The organism is Crossiella sp. SN42 (assembly GCF_023897065.1).
In the GTDB taxonomy this organism is placed as follows: domain Bacteria; phylum Actinomycetota; class Actinomycetes; order Mycobacteriales; family Pseudonocardiaceae; genus Crossiella.
Window position 1 is genome coordinate 144,314 of the sequence record NZ_JAMHIV010000011.1, and the last position, 19,529, is coordinate 163,842.

Sequence of the window (19,529 nt, forward strand, 5' to 3'; positions counted from 1 at the left end):
TCATGCATCCGCCGATAGACGGGGAGGACGGGATGGCTGCGCGAACAGCACAGCCGGGTGTGGGGCTCCCCGCCCGACTACGTCACCTGTGTGCCGAACTGCGCGCCCTGCGCAAGGCACAGCGGTGGACGCTGAGCCAGGTCGCCACCGCGCTGGGGTTCTCCGTGACCAAGGTCCAGCGGATGGAAACCGGACGCCGGGGCCTGAAGCGCGACGACGTGTCCGCCCTGCTCACCCTCTACCAGGTGTCCTCAGAGCGCCGGGATCGCCTACTCGGCCTGATTGCCACCACCGGCGAGCCCGCGTGGTGGCAGGTTCCCGGGGTGCGGCTCCCTGAAGACTGGCGGCAGCGGGTCGCCTTCGAGGACGAGGCCACCGTGATCCACGACTACGAGGTCGGCTCCGTGCCCGCCCTGCTCCAGACCGCCGCGTACACCCGGGTCCTGCTGGCGACCTGGTACCCGCGACTCTCCGAGGCCGACCTGACTCGCATGGTCGCGGCCAACCTCACTCGTCAGCTCGTCCTCGACCGATCGGAGCCGCCTCACCTGCACTGCCTGATCGACGAGAGCGCCTTGCTCCGACCGGTGGGCGGGGCGTCGGTGCTCGCCCAGCAGCTCCACCTGTTGCGCGAGATCGCCGCCCGGCCCGAGGTGACCCTGCGGGTGGTCCCGCTGATGGCTGGCGCGCATCCCGGCACCAGGGGATCACTGACCCTGATGGAGTTCGCCGACGGGCCAGCGGTGGCCAGGACGGCGGGCGCGGAACGACTCCTCGACGCGCGCTCCACGGTGAGCCAGGCACGGCAGGACTGGGCCGCGATGACCCACGCCGCGCTGTCGGCATCGGCGACCGCCGCGCTGCTGGATGAGCGCGCGACGGAAGCCCAGCAGAAAGCTATTGACAAACTTGATGCAGGTATGCTATCGAGGTAGCTGATCCGCTACCGACCCGGGTCTGCGCAGGCGGACAGTCGAGACCCGGTCGAGGATCGACAGAGCGTGTCCCGCACCAGCGACGCATCCTTGGTGTCGTCGGCGTCCTCTGACGCCGGACCAAGAGTCTCCGCGTCCACACGGATCGATCGGGACTGACCACGTCGTCGATTTCTCCTGCCCGGGTGGTGGTGATCGTGGAGCGTCCAGCAGCACATACCGGTGGCGATACCTCTCGGTGTTCCGATCGGGATTCCGCTCAGAGCTGCCACCCCGAACTGCCTACTACAAGTCCCATCAACCCTGGTCAGAGCGCCGCTCGGTGCCTGTTCGCGGTTCCAGACTCGATGGTGGTCCATCAAGGTTTCACGTCCGCGCCGGCGGGGCGGCGAGTGCCGACGCCGGCTTCGCCCGCTGTCCGCGGGCAGATCACCGACCGGGATCGACGGGTGCTGGCCCTGCTGGCAGAGCACTTCACCTTCACCACCTCCCAGCTCGCCCTGCTCGCGGGCTTCGGCTCGGTGATCACCGCACAGCACCGGCTCGCGATGCTGCACAAGCGGGACGTACTGCACCGGGACCGGCCATTCCGTTCTGGAGGCGGCTCCTACGAGTGGCACTGGATGCTCGGCCCGGTCGGCGCGCGGCTCATCGCCGAGCAGCACCGCGTCGCGCCGATCAGGCCCGCCAAGGTCTCGGCGCGCTGGCGCAAGCTGTTCCACGGCTGGCGGTGGGCGGAGCTGTCCGCGCAGCACGCCTGGTTCTGCACCCTCGTCGCCGACGGCACCGCCGGGGACCTGGTGGTGTGGCGGTCGGCGTGGCGGGTCAGCCGCACCTGGCAGGCCACCACCGACGGCTACGGCCGCTGGCGCTACCCCGACGGCCGCGAACTGGCCTTCGCCCTGCTGCTCGACGACCCACCCCGCGTAGGAGCGCACGAGTTGTGCGCCCGGCTGGCCAAGCTCCCCGACCCGGACATGCCGTTCACCCGCCGCACGGGTCCCAGCGGGGACACCATCCCCTTGTTGTGGTGCGCCACGCCGCACCGGGAGGAGACCATCCGCCGCGCGGTGGCCAAGTTCCTCGGCGGTGAGACCGGAATGCCGCTCGGCCTGGCCTGCGCGCAGCAGGCCGACACGACGGCTGGTGGCGCGCACGGACGCGTGTGGCTGCCGCTGGGCAGCCTCCGGCACCTGCCCGGCCGCCTCACCCTCGCCGAACTGGCGGAGGCCGCGCGGAGCCATGCCAACCCGAACTCGACCTACTGGACGGAGAACGACGATGAGCTGATCCGCTACGACGACACCGAAGACTGGGTCGCCTGAGCACAGGCAGCCACAGGAACCTGGACTCCACGTCGAACCGCCCACACCGGAGTCCAGTCAACCGGTGACCGCTGGCCTCGACGAGTGCCAATGTGCAGTCGGGGAGTCGAAGCACCACGGGTTGCAGCAGCCGGACCGGCCGGTCCTCCTACGCGCGATCGCCCCGCGCGGCCAGCTTTCCCTTGCCCAGCAACGGGTCGGGGCAGGCGTGGTGACTTCGACTGGCCGAGTTCGCTGATCGACGGTTGTACCCCGACCGCTGGCCAGCACCGGAGAATCCCATGCGCAGCAACGGAAAACCCGACCACGATCGTCACGCTGTGGTTGTCCCACTGCCTCGATCTTCCCTGGACAATCACCCGGAAGGTCCCCGCCAAATAGGCTCTGACCAGCCAGTATGGCGATACAATCAGGTACAGCGAAGCGGCAGGGGCCACCGCTGTTCCGGCCGGGTCCACCACCTTGGTGGTGCCGAAGCCGAACGGGTTCGCGCGGAACTCGCCGCAGTGATCAACGATCTTCTCGACTGGGCCGTTCGGCAAGCCGACCACCGGTCCGCTGAGGATGGTGAAGCCGCATGACCTCCGACGAGGTGACCGTCAACCCCATGGCTCCGGCCCTGGCCCGGATGACCGCGCCGGTCTCCGGGCCGTCCGGGCTGTCGGACTACGCGGTTTCGCCACTCGGCGTGCCGGTGGCGTTGCTGCGGGACGAGGTGCGGGTGGCCTTCCTCGGCCGCACGTCCACCGAGGACCAGCAGGACCCACGGCAGTCCGCGCTGCGCCAACTCGGCAACTGCAAGATCGCGATCCCCGAGTCCTGGGTGATCGTGGCCCACTTCTACGACGTCGAGTCCGGCCGGATGGAACTCGGCCAGCGCGGCCAGGGCACCGGCTACGACCGGTTCGACATCCCGATCGCCCGGGACGGCGGCATCGCCGATCTGCTGGACGAGGCCCAGCACCCCGGCCGCCGGTTCGACGTGGTGATCTGCGAGAGCGTGGCCCGGGTCGCCAGGCGCGCCTACGAAGGGCTCTCGATCGAACGGGCACTGGAGCAGGCCGAGGTCCCACTGTTCGCCGCGAACGAGCCGATCACGCTCACCGGCAGCCGGGCGCAGCGGATCTTGCAGCGGCGGATCAACCAGTCGGTGGCCGAGTACGAGGTGCTCAACACCCTGGAGCAGTCCTGGGGCGGGCTCTGCACGCACGTGCGGGAGGGCTGGAACATCGGCAAGCCGCCCTACGGCTACCGGTCCAAGACCTTCCGCCACCCCAACCCCACCAAGGCCGCCAAGGGTCTGGTCAAGACCCGGCTCGAACCCGATGACGCGCGGGCCGAGACCGTCACCCAGATCGCGCTGTGGCGGTACCACGAGAACCTCGGCTACGGCACCATCGCCGAACGGCTCAACGCCGACCCGTCCAGGTACCCGCCGCCGGAGCCGCCCGGCAAGACGAGAGCGCGCGGGGCGTGGGGCAAGACCAGCGTGTACGAGATCCTGCGCAACCCCAAGTACACCGGCTACCAGGTCTTCAACCGGCGGGCGACCCGGTCCCGGAGCGGGAAGGTGAACGACCCGGTCAAGTGGGTGTGGTCGACCGAGCCCGCGCACGAGCCGCTGATCCCGAAGTGGATGTACGACGAGATCAACGCCCGCAGGGCGGCCAAGCGCGGTTCCCGGGAGGGCAACAAGCCCAACACCCATCCGCAGACCCGGCGGACCTACCTGCTGCGCGGGATGATCTTCCACGGGTGCGGGCGCCGGATGACCGGCACGCCCCGGCACGGCAGCACCTACTACCTGTGCTGGCCACGGGGCGGCAACCTGGGCAGGCCGGACAACTACGCGGGTCATCCCGGCTCGGTGTACCTGCGGGAGGACGCGATCCTGGACGCGGTGGCCAGGTTCTACGCCGAGCGGGTGTTCGGCGAGCACCGGCGGGAGATCCTGGCGGCTGACCTCGCCGGAGTCGACGACAGCGCCAGCCGTGCGCGCCAGGCGGAGCGGGAGCGGCTGGGACGGGTCCTGGCCGACCTGGAGCGGCGGCAGGAGTCGATCCTGCGGCAGGCACAGGACGGCGACCCGGGCGATCCGTTCAGCAAGGCTCTGCGCGGCACCTACAACGACCTGGAGGCGGAGAAGGCAGCCTTGGGGACTGCCCTCACCCGTCTGGATGCCGCTGAGACGGCTGAACCGCGCCTTCCCGGCTCCGGAGACCTGGCGATCCTGGATTCGCTGCCCTACGTGGCTCTCAGGCTCGCCGAGGCACCTGAGTCGCTGCTACGGAGGCTGTTCGAGATCACCCAGCTCAGCGTCCGCCTGGAAGATGACGGTGACCACCTCATGATCACCGTCCGGCTCCCCGCCGACCTCGCGCCCGAGGTCGCGGGCACCGCCGCGCAGATCGGCGATGTGTCCACCACACGGGAAGCGCCTGCTCAGACAAGTGCTCCCGGTGTGGATGGAGTACGTGCCCCCGGACGGATTCGAACCGTCACTCGGACCCTTTTAAGGGGCCTGCCTCTACCGATTGGGCTACGGGGGCAGCGGGCAGCCTAAGCCGTGAAAGGTCGCTTTCGGGTCTCAATCACGACAACTCGCCCGTGCGGCCGAACACATCTGGACCGACCGGCCGCAGGAAAGCCCAGCTTGGAGGGCCCGTGCGGGCTACAGGCCGGCACGGGCGTCGAGTAGCTCTGCGAAGCGGCCCGCCACCCAGTCGTGCACCGCGTCGGAGACCTCGGTGCTGCCGGCGCGGTGTTCGAACCAGCGCCAGTCGCAGCTCACGTTGATCTCCAGGAAGACGTGTTCGCCGTCGGCCATCAGCAGGTCGAACGCGGCGACCTGGACGTTCCAGTGCCTGGCCAGCGCGAGCAGCTTGGGGGCCAGTTCCGCGGGGATGTCGACCCTGGTCACCTTGACCGCGTCCGGGTCCACCCACAGCTGCGCCGGGTCCAGCTTCTCCACCCGGTAAGTGATCAGCTTGTCGTCGACGACGAAGACCCGCAGCTCGCCCTCGGCGTTGAGGAACTGCTGCACGATCACCGGCGCGGACTCCGGGCTGTCACTGGCCCTGCTGGTGTCCAGCGGCCGGGGGAACAGCCCGTGCAGCGCGCCGGGGCGCGGCTCCAGCAGGTGCTGGCCGGCGGTCTTGACGATGCAGCGGCCGCCGCCGGGCCTGGTGCGGCCGGGCTGGGTGGTGACCGCGGTGCGCGGCACCCGCAGCCCGAAGGCGGTGGCGTCGGAGAGCTGGGTGAGCCGGTCCAGCTGGCAGGTGGCCCGCGTCGGGTTGACGTGTTCCCAGTCGGTGCGCTGGGCCAGCCAGTTGATCACCGAGCGCCACTGGTCGGCGGCGTAGGCCCCGCTGATGGTGCGCTGGTCCACCGGCACCGCGGAGATGTCGAAGTGCCTGCGCCAGACCAGGATCGGCCGCAGCAGCCGCAGGTCCAGCTCAACCAGCGGGGCGTCGGTGTAGATGGTCAGCGGCAGGTTCAGGCAGCGGTCGGCGTCGATGCGCACCATCCGGATGCCGCGCTCGGCCAGCGCCAGGGAGAGCTCGTTCATCTCCATGTCCGCGGCCCGGGCCAGCACCAGCACGCAGGGCAGCGGGTCGCCGCCGTCCTCTTCCACCAGGCCCATCTCGTGCACGCGTTCCTGGAAGTCCAGGCAGGTGCTGGGCGAGCGGTAGTAGTAGTCCTGCCCCTGGAGCAGCAGCGGGGTCGTCCTGGACGGACTGGCCGGAGTCGGGACGGCGGCAGGCGCCACCTCGGTGGTCGTCGACCCGGGGTCGATCACCTCGGTGGCGGCAGGCGGACCAGGTGGCCCAGATCCGGCTTCCTGCCCCCGTCCGGCGGCGGTCACGTGTCAGTCGTCCTTCTTGCGGAAGACCTTCCGCGCCTTGGCGTACTCCGCGGCGTAGTCGGCGAGCGCGCTGTCCTTGGCCTTCCCCTCGCGTACCAGGGCGGCCAGCTCCTCGATCGACATGGCGGTCACCTCTCTTCGGTGTGATGCTTCACACGTTCAGGTGCGGCACCGGGCGTAGTCTCAAGTTCCAACTCACAGAATGTCAAGACAACCTCAAGTTACATTCCGTACGCCGTGGTGTCGAGGAACTCCAGATGGAGTAACCCATACGCCCGAAGTATGGAATTTTCACCCTAGGTAGCTCAACTCGCTGTGGCGCGGGCGAACTCGGCCTTGGGGTCGTTGATCTGACCGAGTGACACCACCTCGCGCCGGAAGAGTAGCGCAAGGGTCCAGTCGATCAGGACCCGGAACTTCCGGTTGAAGGTGGGCATCCGGCTCACGTGGTAGGTGCGGTGCATGAACCACGCCGGGAAGCCCTTGAGCTTGATCCCGTAGACGTCCGCGACGCCCTTGTACAGGCCCAGGCTGGCCACCGAACCGGCGTACTTGTGCCGGTAGGGCTTGAGCTCCTTGCCGCGCAGCGAGGCCAGGATGTTGCCGGCCAGGTGCACGGCCTGCCGCACCGCGTGCTGCGCCGAGGGGCTGCAGGTGGCGGTGGGGTCCTCCTCGGCGCGGGACAGGTCGGGCACGGCCGCGTTGTCCCCGGCGGCCCAGGCGTCCGGCATGCCCTCGATCTGCAGGTTGGCCGTGCAGCGCACCCGGCCACGGGCGTCCCGCGGCAGGTCGGTCTGCTCCAGCACCGGGTTGGCCTTGACGCCGGCGGTCCACACGATGGTCTCGGCGTCGAGCTCGGTGCCGTCGCTGAGCACCACGTGACCGTCCACCATGGACTCGACCCTGGTGTCGAGGTAGCACTTGATGCCGCGCTCCTCCAGGGTCTCCACGGTGTAGACGCCCATCTTCGGGCTGACCTCGGGCATCACCCGCCCGGCCGCCTCGACCAGGACCCAGTTCATGTCCTCGGGCTTGACGTTCTTGTAGTAGCGGGTGGCGTAGCGGGCCATGTCCTCCAGCTCGGCCAGCGCCTCGATGCCGGCGTAGCCGCCGCCGATGACCACGAAGGTCAGCAGCTTGCGGCGCAGCTCGGGGTCGTCGCTGGTGGAGGCCAGGTCCATCCGGGACAGCACGTGGTTGCGCAGGTAGATCGCCTCGCCCACGGTCTTGAACGAGATGCCGCGCTCGGCAAGGCCGGGGATCGGGAGGGTGCGGGCGACCGAGCCGAGGGCGACCACGAGCACGTCGTAGTCCACGGACTCCAGGTCGCCGGTCGGCGAGGCGACGATGGCTCGCTTGTCGGCGTGGTTGATCTCGGTCACGCGCCCGGTGAGCACGTGACAGCGTTTCAGGACCCGGCGCAGCGGCACGACGACGTGCCTGGGCTCGATGGAGCCCGCGGCGGCCTCGGGGAGGAAGGGCTGGTAGGTCATGTGCGGCTGCGGATCGACGACCGTCACGGACGCCTCACCCGCGCGCAGCTTGGCCTGCAGCTTCAGTGCGGTGTACATACCGACATAGCCCCCACCGACGACCAGGATCCGGGTCGGTTGCGACTTCACAGCAGCCATACCTGAATCGTCGCACCCACGGGGTATAGCCGCTTACCAGAACCAGCGCGTTCTGCGCCACAGTGCGGCGTTTCGCGCCGTGTTCTCCGCCACGCGGTCACTCCCGCTCCCCCGCGCTCGCGGTCACCTCGATCTCGATCCGCGGGGCGGGGAAGGAGTGCACCCGCACCCGGACGTCCTTCTCGGCCGCCACCGCCCGCGCCAGCAACACCGGCACGAACACGGTCAACCAGCCCAACAGGAGAAACGCGAACAACAGCACGGTCCACGACATGACACGTCCTCGGCCCGCCCGGGTTACCAACGCCCCCTCGGCGCGGCGGGTCTGCGCGTGCCACCCACGCTACCGAGCGGGGCGGGCCGCGCGCATCACCCGCGTGGCCGCAGTTCCGCCAGCACCGCCTCGACCTCCGCCGGGCCGGGCCGCACCAGCTCGTGTGCGGCGGTGGCCGGGCCGGCCTCCACCCGGCGGCCCTGTTCGGCCAGCAGCGCCACCCCGGACCGGAAGCTCGCCACCGGATCGGCGTCCAGGCTCCGGCGGAACCGCGCCGCCAGGTCGGCCCGTCCCGCCGCGAGATCCACCGGCGGCAGCCGCACCGCGTGCCCGATCCGCCCGAACTGCTCGGCGAACCGGTCCGCCCAGAACCGCACCCGCCAGCCCGGCCAGCGCGCGGCCAGCTCATCCACCTCGCCCGGCAGCGTGCCGGTGGTCCACAGGCCCAGTTCCCGGCCGACCAGGTCGAGGTGCAGCCCGCTGCCGGGCAGGTACTCCCCGGTCTGAACCAGCCCCTCGGCCGGCAACAGGTCCAGCAGTCGCGGTCCCAGCCAGGCCAGCGCGTCGTCCTCGGGATCCACCGAGTACGCCAGCACCTCCGTCGCCGTCCGCACGCTCACCAGCGAGTCGAAGGCGAACTCCGGGTCCGCGCTGAGCTCCGCCGGCGGCTCGGGCGGCTGCTGCCCCGCGGACAGCCCGACCCAGCCCCGCAGCTCGGCCAGGCCGCGGTAGGCCCAGCGCACCTGCCAGCCCGGCCAGGTGCGCGCCAGCACGGCGAACACGGCCGCCCGCAGCGGCAGCTCGCGCAGGCATACCGATCAGCCTGGCACGCCGGTAGGCTGGTGGCGTTCCAGTCGTTGGTTCGGCCAAGCAGAGGGGGTCTGGCCGAACGAGAGGACGGGAACATGCTCAGTTCGTTAGAGGTGGTCCCGGTCCTGGTGATCGTGACCGCGGTGGTGACCGGTGTCTGCCGGTTGATCGCACTCGGCATCGCCCTGCGTGGCGCGGATCCGGCCGACCGGCCCGCGATCATCCGGGCGCTGGCCGACTTCTTCCGCGCGCTGCCCCGGCGGCGGCGGTGATCACGCCAGGCCGGCCAGCGCTTTCGCCCGGTTCAGGACCTCCTGGAGCATCGCCGGGGTCAGCCTGCCGGTGTAGGTGTTGTGCGGGGACACGTGGTAGCAGCCCAGCAGGTGCAGCACCTGGCCGTCCGCCGCCGTCAGGTCCACCCGCGTGCCGTGGCCGAACTTGGGGCGTGGCCTCGGCACCTGCCAGCCCGCCGCGGCCAGCACCGGCAGCAGGGCCTGCCAGCCGAAGCCGCCCAGGACCACCACGGCGCGCAGACCCGGGTGCAGCAGGCGTAGCTCCTGGGCGAGCCAGGGGCGGCAGTTGTCGCGTTCGGCTGGGGTTGGCTTGTTGTCCGGGGGTGCGCAGCGGACCGGGGCCATCATCCGGACGCCGTGCAGGCGCAGGCCGTCGTCGCGGGCGACCGAGGTCGGCTGGGAGGCCAGGCCGACGGCGTGCAGGGCGGCGTAGAGGAAGTCGCCGGAGGGGTCGCCGGTGAACATCCGGCCGGTGCGGTTGCCGCCGTGCGCGGCGGGGGCCAGGCCGACGATGCCGATGGCGGCATCGGGCGGGCCGAAACCGGGGACCGGGCGGGCCCAGTAGGTCTCGGCGCGGAAGGCGGCGCGTTTGACCGTGGCCACCTCCTCCCGCCAGGCGACCAGGCGGGGGCAGCGGCGGCAGTGGGTGACGGCCTCGTCCAGGGCGGTCAGCGGGTGCACCGGGGCTCCTGAGGTTTCGCGCGGGGCTGGCCCGTCTAGTGTGCGCACATGGCAGTCACGGACACGCCGTCAGACGGCGAGTCGGCACGGGGGACCGAAGAGCCGGTCGACGATCTGGTCACCACCCGCCACGAGCTCCTCGCCGATGGACGCACCCTCTCCTACACGGCCACCGCGGGCCGGATCGTGCTCCGCGAGGAGGTGCACACCGACGGGAAGTTCACCGGGCACACGGCCAAGGCCGAGGTGTTCGTGATCGCCTACACCCTCGACGGCGCGGACCCGGCGACCCGGCCGGTCACCTTCGCCTTCAACGGCGGGCCCGGCTCCTCCAGCGTGTGGCTGCACCTGGGACTGCTGGGGCCCAGGCGGGTGCTCACCGGCGACGCCGGCGCGCTGCTGCCGCCGCCCTACCGGCTGGCCGACAACGCGGAAACCCTGCTGGCGCACAGCGACCTGGTCTTCATCGACCCGGTGTCCACCGGCTACTCCCGGGCCGCGCGCGGGGAGAAGCCCGGCGACTACCACGGCTACACCGGTGACATGGAGTCCGTCGGCGAGCTGATCCGGCTGTGGACCTCGCGCAACGGCCGCTGGGGCTCGCCGAAGTTCCTGGCCGGGGAGTCCTACGGCACGCTGCGCGCGGCGGGGCTGGCCCAGCACCTGCAGTCCAGGCACGGCATGTACCTCAACGGGCTGATGCTGATCTCCGCGGTGCTGGACATGGGCACCATCCGGTTCACCGAGGACAACGACGTCCCATACCCGCTGTTCCTGCCCACCTACGCGGCCATCGCGCACCACCACGGCAGGCACGGCGACCGCCCGCTGGCCGAGGTGCTCGCCGAGGCCGAGGCCTACGCCGCCCGGGACTACCCCTGGGCGCTGGCCCGCGGCAACCGGCTCACCGCGGCGGAACGAGCCGAGGCGGTGGCCACGCTGGCCCGGCTGACCGGGCTGAGCGAGGACTACGTGGACCGGGTCCGGCTGCGGATCGAGCACCTGCGCTTCTTCGCCGAGCTGCTGCGGACCGAGCGCAAGGTGACCGGGCGGCTGGACGGCCGCTTCACCGGGCACGACCCGGACGCCGGCGGCGAGCACTTCGCCGAGGACCCGTCCTACTCGGCCATCCTCGGCCCGTACGCCGCCGCGCTCAACCAGTACGTGCGCGCCGAGCTGGGCTACGCCAACGACCTGCCCTACGAGATCCTCACCGGCAACGTGCATCCCTGGTCCTACAAGGAGTTCGAGGGCGCGCACGTGAACGTGGCCGGGCGGCTGGCCGAGGCCATGCGGGCCAACGGGCACCTCCGGGTGCACGTGGCCTGCGGCTACCACGACGGGGCCACGCCCTACTTCGCCTCCGAGCACGTGCTGGCGCACCTGGCCATCCCGGCCGAGCTGACCGCCAACATCGAGCTCCGCTACTACCCGGCCGGCCACATGATGTACGTGCACGAGCCGAGCCGGATCCAGCAGTCGGCCGACCTGGCCCGGTTCATCCGCGAGTCGGCGCAGGCCTGAAAAACAGTGGCGGGGCCCGGAAAACCGAGCCCCGCCACTGTTCACAACAGACGAATCACACCACCACGTGCGGCTTCTCCTCCGCGAAGTGGCAGGCGCTCGGGTGCGCCGCGCCCGGCTCGGGCAGCCGGATCTCCAGCAGCGGCACCTCTTCGGCGCAGATGTCCTGCGCCTTCCAGCAGCGGGTGCGGAACCGGCAGCCCGAAGGCGGGTTCACCGGGCTGGGCACGTCGCCGGTGAGGCGGATGACCTCGCGGCGGCCGCGCAGCGACGGGTCCGGCACCGGCACCGCGGACAGCAGCGCCTGGGTGTACGGGTGCGTCGGGTGCTCGTAGATCTGCTCCTCGGTGCCCAGCTCGACCATCTTGCCCAGGTACATCACGCCGACCCGGTCGGAGAGGTGCCGCACCACGGACAGGTCGTGCGCGATGAACACGTAGGAGAGCCCGAACTCCGTCTGCAGGTCACCCAGCAGGTTCATCACCTGCGCCTGGATGGAGACGTCCAGCGCGGACACCGGCTCGTCGCAGATGATCACCTCGGGGCGCAGGGCGAGCGCGCGGGCGATGCCGATGCGCTGCCGCTGGCCGCCGGAGAACTGGTGCGGGTACCGGTGGATGTGCTCGGGGTTGAGCCCGACCACGTCCAGCAGGTCCTGCACCTTCTTCCGGCGATCGCCCTTGGGGGCGACCTCGGGGTGGATCTCGAACGGCTCGCCGATGATGTCGCCGACCGTCATCCTCGGGTTCAGCGAGGTGTACGGGTCCTGCAGCACGATCTGGATGTTCCGCCGCAGCTTGCGCAGCTCCGAGCCCTGCATCTTGAAGATGTCCCGGCCGTTGAACAGCGCACTGCCGCCGGTCGGCTTCTCCAGCCGCATCAGCACCTGGGCCAGCGTGGACTTGCCACAGCCCGACTCACCCACGATGCCCAGCGTCTCGCCGCGCTTGAGCTGGAAGGAGACCCCGTCCACCGCCTTGACGTGGCCGATGGTCTTCTTGAACAGGATGCCCTGGGTGACCGGGAAGTACTTGATCAGATCCTTGACCTCGAGGACGTATTCCGTCTCAGCCACCGCTGACCACCTCCTCCGCGAAGTGGCAGGCGCTGACCCGGCCGAGGCCGAGCGGCACCTGCGCGGGGACCGACTGCGAACAGATGTCCTGCGCCCGCGGGCAACGCGGGTGGAACGGGCAGCCCGGCGGCACCCGCATCAGGTTCGGCGGCAGTCCCTTGATGGTGTTGAGCGCGGTGCCCTTCTGGTCCAGCCTGGGCAGCGAGTCCAGCAGGGCCAGCGTGTACGGGTGCCCCGGCTGCTTGTACAGCGAGGAGGCGTCCGCCTTCTCCACGATCCGGCCCGCGTACATGACCGCGATCCGGTCCGCGACCTCGGCGACCACGCCCAGGTCGTGGGTGATCAGGATCATGCCCATGTTCCGCTCGCGCTGGATCTCGTGCAGCAGGTCCATGATCTGGGCCTGCACGGTGACGTCCAGCGCGGTGGTCGGCTCGTCCGCGATCAGCACCTCGGGGTCCAGCGCCAGCGACATCGCGATCATCGCGCGCTGCCGCATACCGCCGGAGAACTCGTGCGGGTACTGCTTGACCCGGCCCTGGGGGTTGGGGATCTTGACCAGGTCGAGCAGCTCGATCGCGCGCTTGCGGGCGTCCTTCTTGCTCATCCCGTTGCGGACCCGGAGCTGCTCCTCGATCTGGAACCCGACGGTGAACACCGGGTTCAGCGCGGAGAGCGCGTCCTGGAAGATCATCGCGATCCCGCTGCCCCTGACCTCGCGACGGCGTTCGTCGCTGGCCTTGAGCAGGTCCTCGCCGTGGAAGCGGATGGCGCCCTGGGAGATGTGGCCCGGCGGGATGTCCAGGATGCCCATGATGGTCTGGGCGGTGACGGACTTGCCGGAACCGGACTCGCCCAGCACGGCGAGGGTCTCACCGGCGTTCAGCTGGTAGCTGACGCCGTTGAGGACCTTGGCGACGCCGTCCCTGGTGCGGAACTCCACGTGCAGGTCCTCGACCACCAGCAGGGGTTCGCCGTCGGCGCTGCCACCGGCGATCGGGTCCACAGTGGACTCGTTCTGCGACACTGTGAACTGCCTCCTAACGAAGCTTGGGGTCGAGTGCTTCCCGGACCGCGTCGCCGAGCATGACGAACGCGAGCACGGTGATCACCAGGAATCCGGCGGGGAAGTACAGCAGGTGCGGCGCGATGCGGATGTAGTCGCGCGCGTCGGCGATCATCACGCCCCAGGACACCGCGGGCGCCCGCAGGCCGAGGCCGAGGAACGACAGGGTCGCCTCGGCGCCGATGAACGCGCCCAGCGCGATCGTGCCGTAGACCAGCACGGGCGCCAGGCAGTTCGGCAGCAGGTGCTTGATGATGATCCGGCTGTTGCTCGCGCCCAGGGCGCGCGCGGCCTTCACGAAGTCCTGCTGCTTCACCGTGATCGCGGCCGATCTCATGATCCGCATGGCCACCGGCCAGGACAGCAGCGCGATGGAGAACACCACCAGGCTGACGATGGTGAACGCGTCGGCCGAGACGCCGGAGAGGAACGCGGACAGGATCACGATCGCGCCCAGCACGAACGGCAGGCCGAAGAAGATGTCCGCGATCCGGGACAGCACCGCGTCCACCCAGCCGCCGAAGAAGCCGCTGAGCAGGCCCATGATGCCGCCGATGAGCACGGTGGCCAGGGTGGACATGACACCCACCAGGATCGACCACCTGGTGCCGTAGACCACGCGGGCGAAGATGTCCTTGCCCTGGGTGTCGTAGCCGAACCAGGCTTCGGCCGACGGCGCGACGCGGGAGCGCTGCAGGTCGCCGACGTCCGGGTCCACCGAGGTGAACAGCCAGGGGAAGGCGGCGACGATCAGCAGGAACAGGATCACCGCGCCGGAGATGATGAACATGGGCCTGCGGCGCAGGTCCCGCCACGCGTCGGACCAGAGACTGCGGGGCTTGTCCTGTGCGGTGGAAGCGTGCTCGGCGTCCGAGACCATCTGGTGGGCCTCGATGGTGGAGCCGGCAGCGGCAGCAGACGGGTCAGTCATAACGGATCCTCGGGTCGAGCACGGCGTAGAGCAGGTCGACGAACAGGTTCACGATCAAGAAGACGATCACCAGCAGGACGACCACACCGGTGACGGTGATGCCTTCCTTCTGGAGAATCGACTCGTAGACCAGACCGCCGATCCCGCGGATGCCGAAGATGCCTTCGGTGACGATGGCCCCGCCCATCAGCGAGCCGAGGTCGGTGCCGAGGAAGGTGATCACCGGAATCACCGAGTTGCGGAGCAGGTGCACCCCGACCACCCGGCTCTGCGGCAGGCCCTTGGCCACCGCGGTCCGGACGTAGTCGGCGCGCTTGTTCTCCGCGATCGAGGTGCGGGTCAACCGGGTCACGTACGCCATGGAGAGACTGCCCAGCACGAAGCCAGGCACCAGTAGCTCGGCGAAGGTCGGATCCTCTGACACCACGGTCGGGATGATCTCCAGCTGGAAGCCCAGCACCTGCTGCAGCACGAAGCCGGTGACGAAGGTGGGCAGGGAGATCAGGAACAGGGTGGAGACCAGGACCAGGTTGTCCAGGAAGCCACGGCCGCGCAGGCCGGTCAGCACACCGGCGATGACGCCGATGACGGCCTCGATCAGCACCGCGACCAGCGCGAGCTTGACCGAGACGGGGTAGCGCAGCGCGATCAGCTCACCGACCGAGGTGCCGGAGAAGGTCTCGCCGAAGTCACCCTGGAACAGGCCGCCGAGGTACTTGAAGTACTGGACGACGATGTTGTCGTTGAGGTTGAACTTCTCCGTCATCTGCACGATGAAGGCGTCCGGACAACGACGATCGCCGCACATGGCGGCGAACGGGTCACCGGGCAGGGCCCAGACCAACGCGTAGATGAGGAAGGTCGTCCCGAGGAAGACCGGGATCAGTTGAAGCAGGCGCCGAATCACATAGCGGCCCATGAACGAGAACTCCTCTACCGCGATCGGGGCTGGCCCACGACATTGTGGACCAGCCCCGTTCTAGCTAGTGATCAGGCAACCTCGACGGTCGAGAGGTCGAGTTCGCGGTAGGCGTTCATCTGCACGTTCTTCAGCTTGGTGGACCAGCCGAACTGCGAGGTGGTGTTCCACAGCGGGATGGCCGGCATGTCCTGGGCGATCAGCTTCTCCGCCTCGTGGTAGAGCTTGTAGCTCTCCGCCTCGGTCGGGGCGCGGTCGGCCTCGGCCAGCTTGGCGTCCACCGCCGGGCTGGAGTAGCCACCGTCGTTGGAGGAGCCACCGGTGCGGTACAGCGGGTTCAGGAAGCTCTCCACCGACGGGTAGTCGGCGATCCAGCCACCGCGGTAGACCTGGGTCATCTCGTGCGCGTTGATCTTCTTCCGGATCTCACCGAAGGTGGCGACCGGGGCGAAGGTGCACTCCAGGTTCAGCGCGGACTTGATCTGGCCACAGGCGGCCTCGATCCACTCCTTGTGCCCGCCGTCGGCGTTGGAGGTGATCTCCAGCTTGCCCTTGAAGCCGCTCTTGTCGAACAGCTCCTTGGCCTTGGCCGGGTTGTGCTCGCACAGCTCGCCGCAGGCGCCCGGCTGCCAGCCGGTCGTGCCCTCGACCGCGTAACCGCTGGTGGGCTTCCGGTTGCCTTCGAAGATCTTCTCGGTGATCTCCTTGCGGTTGATCGCCATGGAGATCGCCTGGCGGAAGTCCTTGTTCTGGTACTTCGGGTCGTACAGCGGGAAGTTCAGGATCTGGATGATCAGACCCGCCTGGGACTTGGACCGGTCCTTCAGGTCCGTCTTCCACAGGTTCCCGGCCAGGCCCGAGGGCGGGATGGTGTCGAGGAAGTCGAGCTGGTTGCCCTTGACCGCCGCGTAGGCCGCCTCGGTGCCGGTGTAGATGGCGACCTTGACCTTCTTGATCTTCGGCTTGTCGTCGCCCTTGTAGTCCTCGTAGCGCTCAAGCTTGATGTCCTGCTTGGGCGTGCGGGAGATGAACTTCCAGGGGCCGTTGCCGATCGGGGCGGCCTCGTAGCCCTTCTGGTCGGTGAAGAACTTGTCCGGCAGCGGCATGTAGGCCGAGTAGCCGAGCTTGACCTTGAAGATCACGTGCGGCTCGGTGAAGTCCACGGTGAAGGTGGTGTCGTCGACGACCTTGAGGCCGGACATCTCCTTGGCCTTGGGCTCAGGAGCCTTCTGCGGACCGTCGGTGCCGTCCGGGTCCACGGTGTTGACGTCGCGGAAGCCCTTGATCTGCTCGAAGAAGCTGGCCGACTGCTGCCCGTTGGGCGAGTAGGCGGTGTAGTTCCAGGCCTTGACGAAGTTCTCGGCCTTGACGGGGGTGCCGTCGTGGAACTTCCAGCCCTGCTTGAGCTTGATCGTGTACTGGTCGGGCTTGGTCAGCTCGATGGACTCCGCCATCGCGTTCTTGACCTCGAAGGTGTTGGTGTACGTCACCAAGCCGGTGAAGATCGACTGAACCACCTTGCCACCACCGGTCTCGGTGGTGTTGCCCGGCACGAGCGGGTTCTCCGGCTCCGTGCCGAAGATGCTGACCTCAGTGGTCTCGTTGCTGTTGCCCGACGAGTTGCCGCCGCCGCCACAAGCCGTCAAGACCAACGACGCCGCGACCGGCACCGCGATCAAGGACAGCGCGCGTCCCTTCCGCATGAACGTCCTCCCACCTACACGGCGCGCCACACGAGAACGTTCGTGAGCGCCACCCGAACGGCCGCGGGAACCCTTCCCGAACCGTGAGAGGGACCGTAATCGGCTCAACCCAACGAACTACACCTGGGGGCGGTCACAAAGCGGTCACGATCGTCAATTTTGTCAACTGAATAACAAGTTACAACTACGGAAAGTAACCGGAATCTTCACGGAAAGATGTCCGTCAATCGATTGACGGACTGTCCCTCAAACGACCGACAACGCGATGCCGTCGAGAATGTCGTGCTCACTGACGACCAGCTCGGTGATTCCAGCCCGTTCGCGCAGTTCTTCGGCGATCTTGGCGACCACTAACGCACCGCCACCGATGACGTCGACCCGGCCCGGGTGCATGACCGGAAGGGCGGCCCGCTCCTCCCGCGAGAGGGTGAGCAGGAGTTCGATGGTCTCGTGCAGCTCGCCCATCTGGAGTCTTGACAGGTGGATGGCCGCCGAGTCGTAGCTCGGCAGGCCCTTGGCGATGCCGGACAGGGTGGTCACCGTGCCGGCCAGGCCGATCCAGGTGCGGGCGGAGCTGACGTCCACCGCGGCGAAGGCCTCGGCCAGCGCGGCGCTGATCACCCGCTCGGCCTCGGCGCGCTGGTCAGCGGTGGGCGGGTCGTCCGGCAGGCAGCGCTCGGTCAGCCGCACGCAGCCGATGTCCACCGAACGGGCCGAGGTGACCTTGGCCCGGACGCCGTCCCACTCGCCCAGCACGATCTCGGTGGAGCCGCCGCCGAGGTCGACCACCACGAAGGGGCCTTCCTCGGGCTCCAGATCGCCCACAGCGCCGGTGAAGGACAGGGTCGCTTCCGTCTGCCCGGTGATGACCTCGGCGTCCACACCGAGCGTCTCACGGACCATCGCGAAGAAGTCCTCGCGGTTGTCCGCATCCCTCGTGGCCGAGGTGGCCACCATGCGCACCCGTTCCACGCCCTTGCGGCGCAGGATGGCGGTGTAATCCACGAGAGCGGCTTTGGTACGCGCCAGGGCTTCCGGCGCGAGCACGCCGGTGGCGTCCACGCCCTGCCCGAGCCGCACGATGCGCATCTCCCGGTGCACGTCGCGCAGCCAGCGGCTGCCGTCCTCGCGCTCGGAGACGTCGGCCACCAGCAGCCGGATCGAGTTCGTCCCGCAGTCGATCGCACCAACCCGCGGCATAGCCCACCCCTGTTTCGCGAACCTTCCGCGGCAACCCTACTTCGGCGGCGCGACCGCGTCCGTCTTGGCCACCGCGGGCGCCTTCTCCGGCTCGCCGGAGGCGACCGGGGTCGGCGAGACGCACGCGCCGGGCGTGGTCGTGGTGGCGGTCGAGGTGGGGGTGCCGGTCGGCGTCGTCGTGGTGGTGGTCGTGGTGCAGGTGGGCGTCTTCGACGTGGTGGTGGTCGTGGTCGTCGTCGTGGTGGTGGTCGTCGTGGTCGTAGTCGTCGTGGTGGTCGTGGTGGTGGTCGTCGTCGTGGTGGTGCCGGAGGAGGACGAGCTGGTCGTCGTCGTGGTGGTCGTGGTGCCCGGGTCCGGCGGCGGGTTGTTCGGCGGCGGGTTCACCCCGGCCTGCGGCGGCGGCTGGGTCAGGCTGGGGTCAGTGGGCACCACCGGGTCGTCCGAGGTCACGTCCACGCCGCTGGCGTAGCGCTCCATCCAGGACAGCACCTTGGTCACGTAGGCGTTGGAGTGGTTGTAGCGGAAGACCGCGGCGGCCAGCTGGGCGGGCACGGCCAGGTCGAGGCCGCCGGAGCACAGGTAGTTGCCCGCGCCCAGGGTGGCGTCGTAGATGTTGTTCGGGTCGAACCGGCCGTCGCCGTTGCCGTCGGCGGCGTACCCGCGCCAGGTGCCCGGGATGAACTGCATCGGGCCGACCGCGCGGTCCCAGGCGGTGTCGCCGTCCAGCGCGCCGCCATCGGTGTCCCTGATCGCGGCGAAGCCGGGGCCGCCGGAGAGCTGCGGGCCCAGGATGCGCGGGATCGCGTTGCCGCTGGCGTCCAGGTGCGCGCCGAAGATCCGGGCGTGGTTGGTCTCGATCTTGCCGATGCCGGCCAGCAGCGACCAGTGCAGATGACAACCGGACTTGGTGACCGCCAGGGTCTGCGCGGCCCGCTGGTAGGCCTGCAGCACGGTGCCGGGGATGTCGTTGCCGGTGGTGGCATTGGTGCCGGGGTCGGTGAGGTCGGAGGGCAGCGGCGCGGCGGGGTCGCGCAGGGCCGCGATCAGCTCGGGGCTGACCGAGTCCGCGCTGGGCAGCGCGCCGTTGACCGCGATGTTGTCGTTGTTCTGCAGCAGCGCCAGGATGTTGCTCGCGCCGGGCGCCTGGATGCCGCTGACGTCGGCGACCGGGAGGAAGCCGAGGCCGCCGCCACCGGCCAGCAGCCCTGGGGTGACCATGGCCGCGCCGACGGTGGCCGCGGCGAGCAGTCTCCGACCCTTGCGCCGTTTCCGTGTCGTCGCCGCCACGAAGCCAGGC

General features: G+C 69.4%; 16 protein-coding genes, 1 tRNA gene and 1 pseudogene. 5 read left to right on the plus strand and 13 right to left on the minus strand.

Going from position 1 to position 19,529, the window contains the following annotated elements:
• Nucleotides 1-32 precede the first annotated feature (32 nt).
• The 3 genes and pseudogenes from M8C13_RS15180 to M8C13_RS45780 form a co-directional block, all read left to right on the plus strand.
• Nucleotides 33-935, plus strand: a complete 903-nt coding sequence (locus M8C13_RS15180) for a helix-turn-helix transcriptional regulator (protein WP_252481221.1) — start codon at nucleotides 33-35, stop codon at nucleotides 933-935.
• A 392-nt stretch (nucleotides 936-1,327) separates the two neighbouring features.
• Nucleotides 1,328-2,260 carry a replication-relaxation family protein gene (locus tag M8C13_RS15185; protein ID WP_252481222.1) on the plus strand — a complete coding sequence of 311 codons (933 nt, stop codon included), beginning with the start codon at nucleotides 1,328-1,330 and terminating at the stop codon, nucleotides 2,258-2,260.
• 862 nt (nucleotides 2,261-3,122) lie between these two features.
• Nucleotides 3,123-3,866: pseudogene (locus M8C13_RS45780) on the plus strand (recombinase family protein); the annotation flags it as partial.
• An 869-nt stretch (nucleotides 3,867-4,735) separates the two neighbouring features.
• On the opposite strand, the gene M8C13_RS15190 reads toward M8C13_RS45780, so the two are convergent.
• From M8C13_RS15190 to M8C13_RS15210, 5 genes are all read right to left on the minus strand, one after another.
• Nucleotides 4,736-4,809: transfer RNA gene (locus M8C13_RS15190), tRNA-Leu, on the minus strand.
• Nucleotides 4,810-4,931: 122 nt separating this feature from the next.
• Nucleotides 4,932-6,125: a RimK family alpha-L-glutamate ligase gene (locus M8C13_RS15195; protein WP_252481223.1), complete on the minus strand. Its 1,194-nt coding sequence runs from the start codon at nucleotides 6,123-6,125 to the stop codon at nucleotides 4,932-4,934.
• A gap of 305 nt (nucleotides 6,126-6,430) precedes the next feature.
• Nucleotides 6,431-7,756 (minus strand): NAD(P)/FAD-dependent oxidoreductase, encoded by a 1,326-nt coding sequence (locus tag M8C13_RS15200; RefSeq protein WP_252481224.1) that lies wholly within the window; start codon nucleotides 7,754-7,756, stop codon nucleotides 6,431-6,433.
• Nucleotides 7,757-7,853: 97 nt separating this feature from the next.
• Complete coding sequence (locus M8C13_RS15205) at nucleotides 7,854-8,030, minus strand: hypothetical protein (RefSeq protein WP_252481225.1); 177 nt, start codon at nucleotides 8,028-8,030, stop codon at nucleotides 7,854-7,856.
• 95 nt (nucleotides 8,031-8,125) lie between these two features.
• Nucleotides 8,126-8,812 carry a hypothetical protein gene (locus M8C13_RS15210; RefSeq protein WP_252481226.1) on the minus strand — a complete coding sequence of 229 codons (687 nt, stop codon included), beginning with the start codon at nucleotides 8,810-8,812 and terminating at the stop codon, nucleotides 8,126-8,128.
• A gap of 123 nt (nucleotides 8,813-8,935) precedes the next feature.
• Here M8C13_RS15210 and M8C13_RS15215 point away from each other — a divergent pair, with 123 nt between their 5' ends.
• A complete protein-coding gene (locus M8C13_RS15215; RefSeq protein WP_252481227.1) occupies nucleotides 8,936-9,112 on the plus strand; it encodes a hypothetical protein in 177 nt (58 codons plus the stop codon).
• Here the strand turns inward: M8C13_RS15215 and M8C13_RS15220 are convergent, their stop codons facing one another.
• Nucleotides 9,113-9,814: a uracil-DNA glycosylase gene (locus M8C13_RS15220; RefSeq protein ID WP_252481228.1), complete on the minus strand. Its 702-nt coding sequence runs from the start codon at nucleotides 9,812-9,814 to the stop codon at nucleotides 9,113-9,115.
• Nucleotides 9,815-9,862: 48 nt separating this feature from the next.
• On the opposite strand from M8C13_RS15220, the gene M8C13_RS15225 reads away from it, so the two are divergent.
• Nucleotides 9,863-11,338 carry a S10 family peptidase gene (locus M8C13_RS15225; protein WP_252481229.1) on the plus strand — a complete coding sequence of 492 codons (1,476 nt, stop codon included), beginning with the start codon at nucleotides 9,863-9,865 and terminating at the stop codon, nucleotides 11,336-11,338.
• A gap of 55 nt (nucleotides 11,339-11,393) precedes the next feature.
• Here M8C13_RS15225 and M8C13_RS15230 read toward each other — a convergent pair whose 3' ends face one another.
• The 7 genes from M8C13_RS15230 to M8C13_RS15260 form a co-directional block, all read right to left on the minus strand.
• Nucleotides 11,394-12,413 (minus strand): ABC transporter ATP-binding protein, encoded by a 1,020-nt coding sequence (locus M8C13_RS15230; RefSeq protein WP_252481230.1) that lies wholly within the window; start codon nucleotides 12,411-12,413, stop codon nucleotides 11,394-11,396.
• Nucleotides 12,406-13,440 (minus strand): ABC transporter ATP-binding protein, encoded by a 1,035-nt coding sequence (locus tag M8C13_RS15235; RefSeq protein WP_252481231.1) that lies wholly within the window; start codon nucleotides 13,438-13,440, stop codon nucleotides 12,406-12,408. Before M8C13_RS15235 ends, M8C13_RS15230 begins: the two co-directional genes overlap by 8 nt.
• 13 nt (nucleotides 13,441-13,453) lie before the next feature.
• The gene (locus tag M8C13_RS15240) at nucleotides 13,454-14,410 is read right to left on the minus strand and encodes an ABC transporter permease (protein ID WP_252481232.1); all 957 of its coding nucleotides are present in this window, start codon (nucleotides 14,408-14,410) and stop codon (nucleotides 13,454-13,456) included.
• Entirely contained in the window at nucleotides 14,403-15,329 is a 927-nt protein-coding gene (locus tag M8C13_RS15245) for an ABC transporter permease (RefSeq protein ID WP_252481233.1), read from the minus strand. Before M8C13_RS15245 ends, M8C13_RS15240 begins: the two co-directional genes overlap by 8 nt.
• 71 nt (nucleotides 15,330-15,400) lie before the next feature.
• A complete protein-coding gene (locus M8C13_RS15250; RefSeq protein ID WP_252481234.1) occupies nucleotides 15,401-17,032 on the minus strand; it encodes an ABC transporter substrate-binding protein in 1,632 nt (543 codons plus the stop codon).
• A gap of 246 nt (nucleotides 17,033-17,278) precedes the next feature.
• The gene (locus M8C13_RS15255) at nucleotides 17,279-18,232 is read right to left on the minus strand and encodes a Ppx/GppA phosphatase family protein (protein WP_252481235.1); all 954 of its coding nucleotides are present in this window, start codon (nucleotides 18,230-18,232) and stop codon (nucleotides 17,279-17,281) included.
• A gap of 36 nt (nucleotides 18,233-18,268) precedes the next feature.
• Complete coding sequence (locus M8C13_RS15260; RefSeq protein WP_252481236.1) at nucleotides 18,269-19,519, minus strand: lytic murein transglycosylase; 1,251 nt, start codon at nucleotides 19,517-19,519, stop codon at nucleotides 18,269-18,271.
• Between the last annotated feature and the right edge of the window lie 10 nt (nucleotides 19,520-19,529).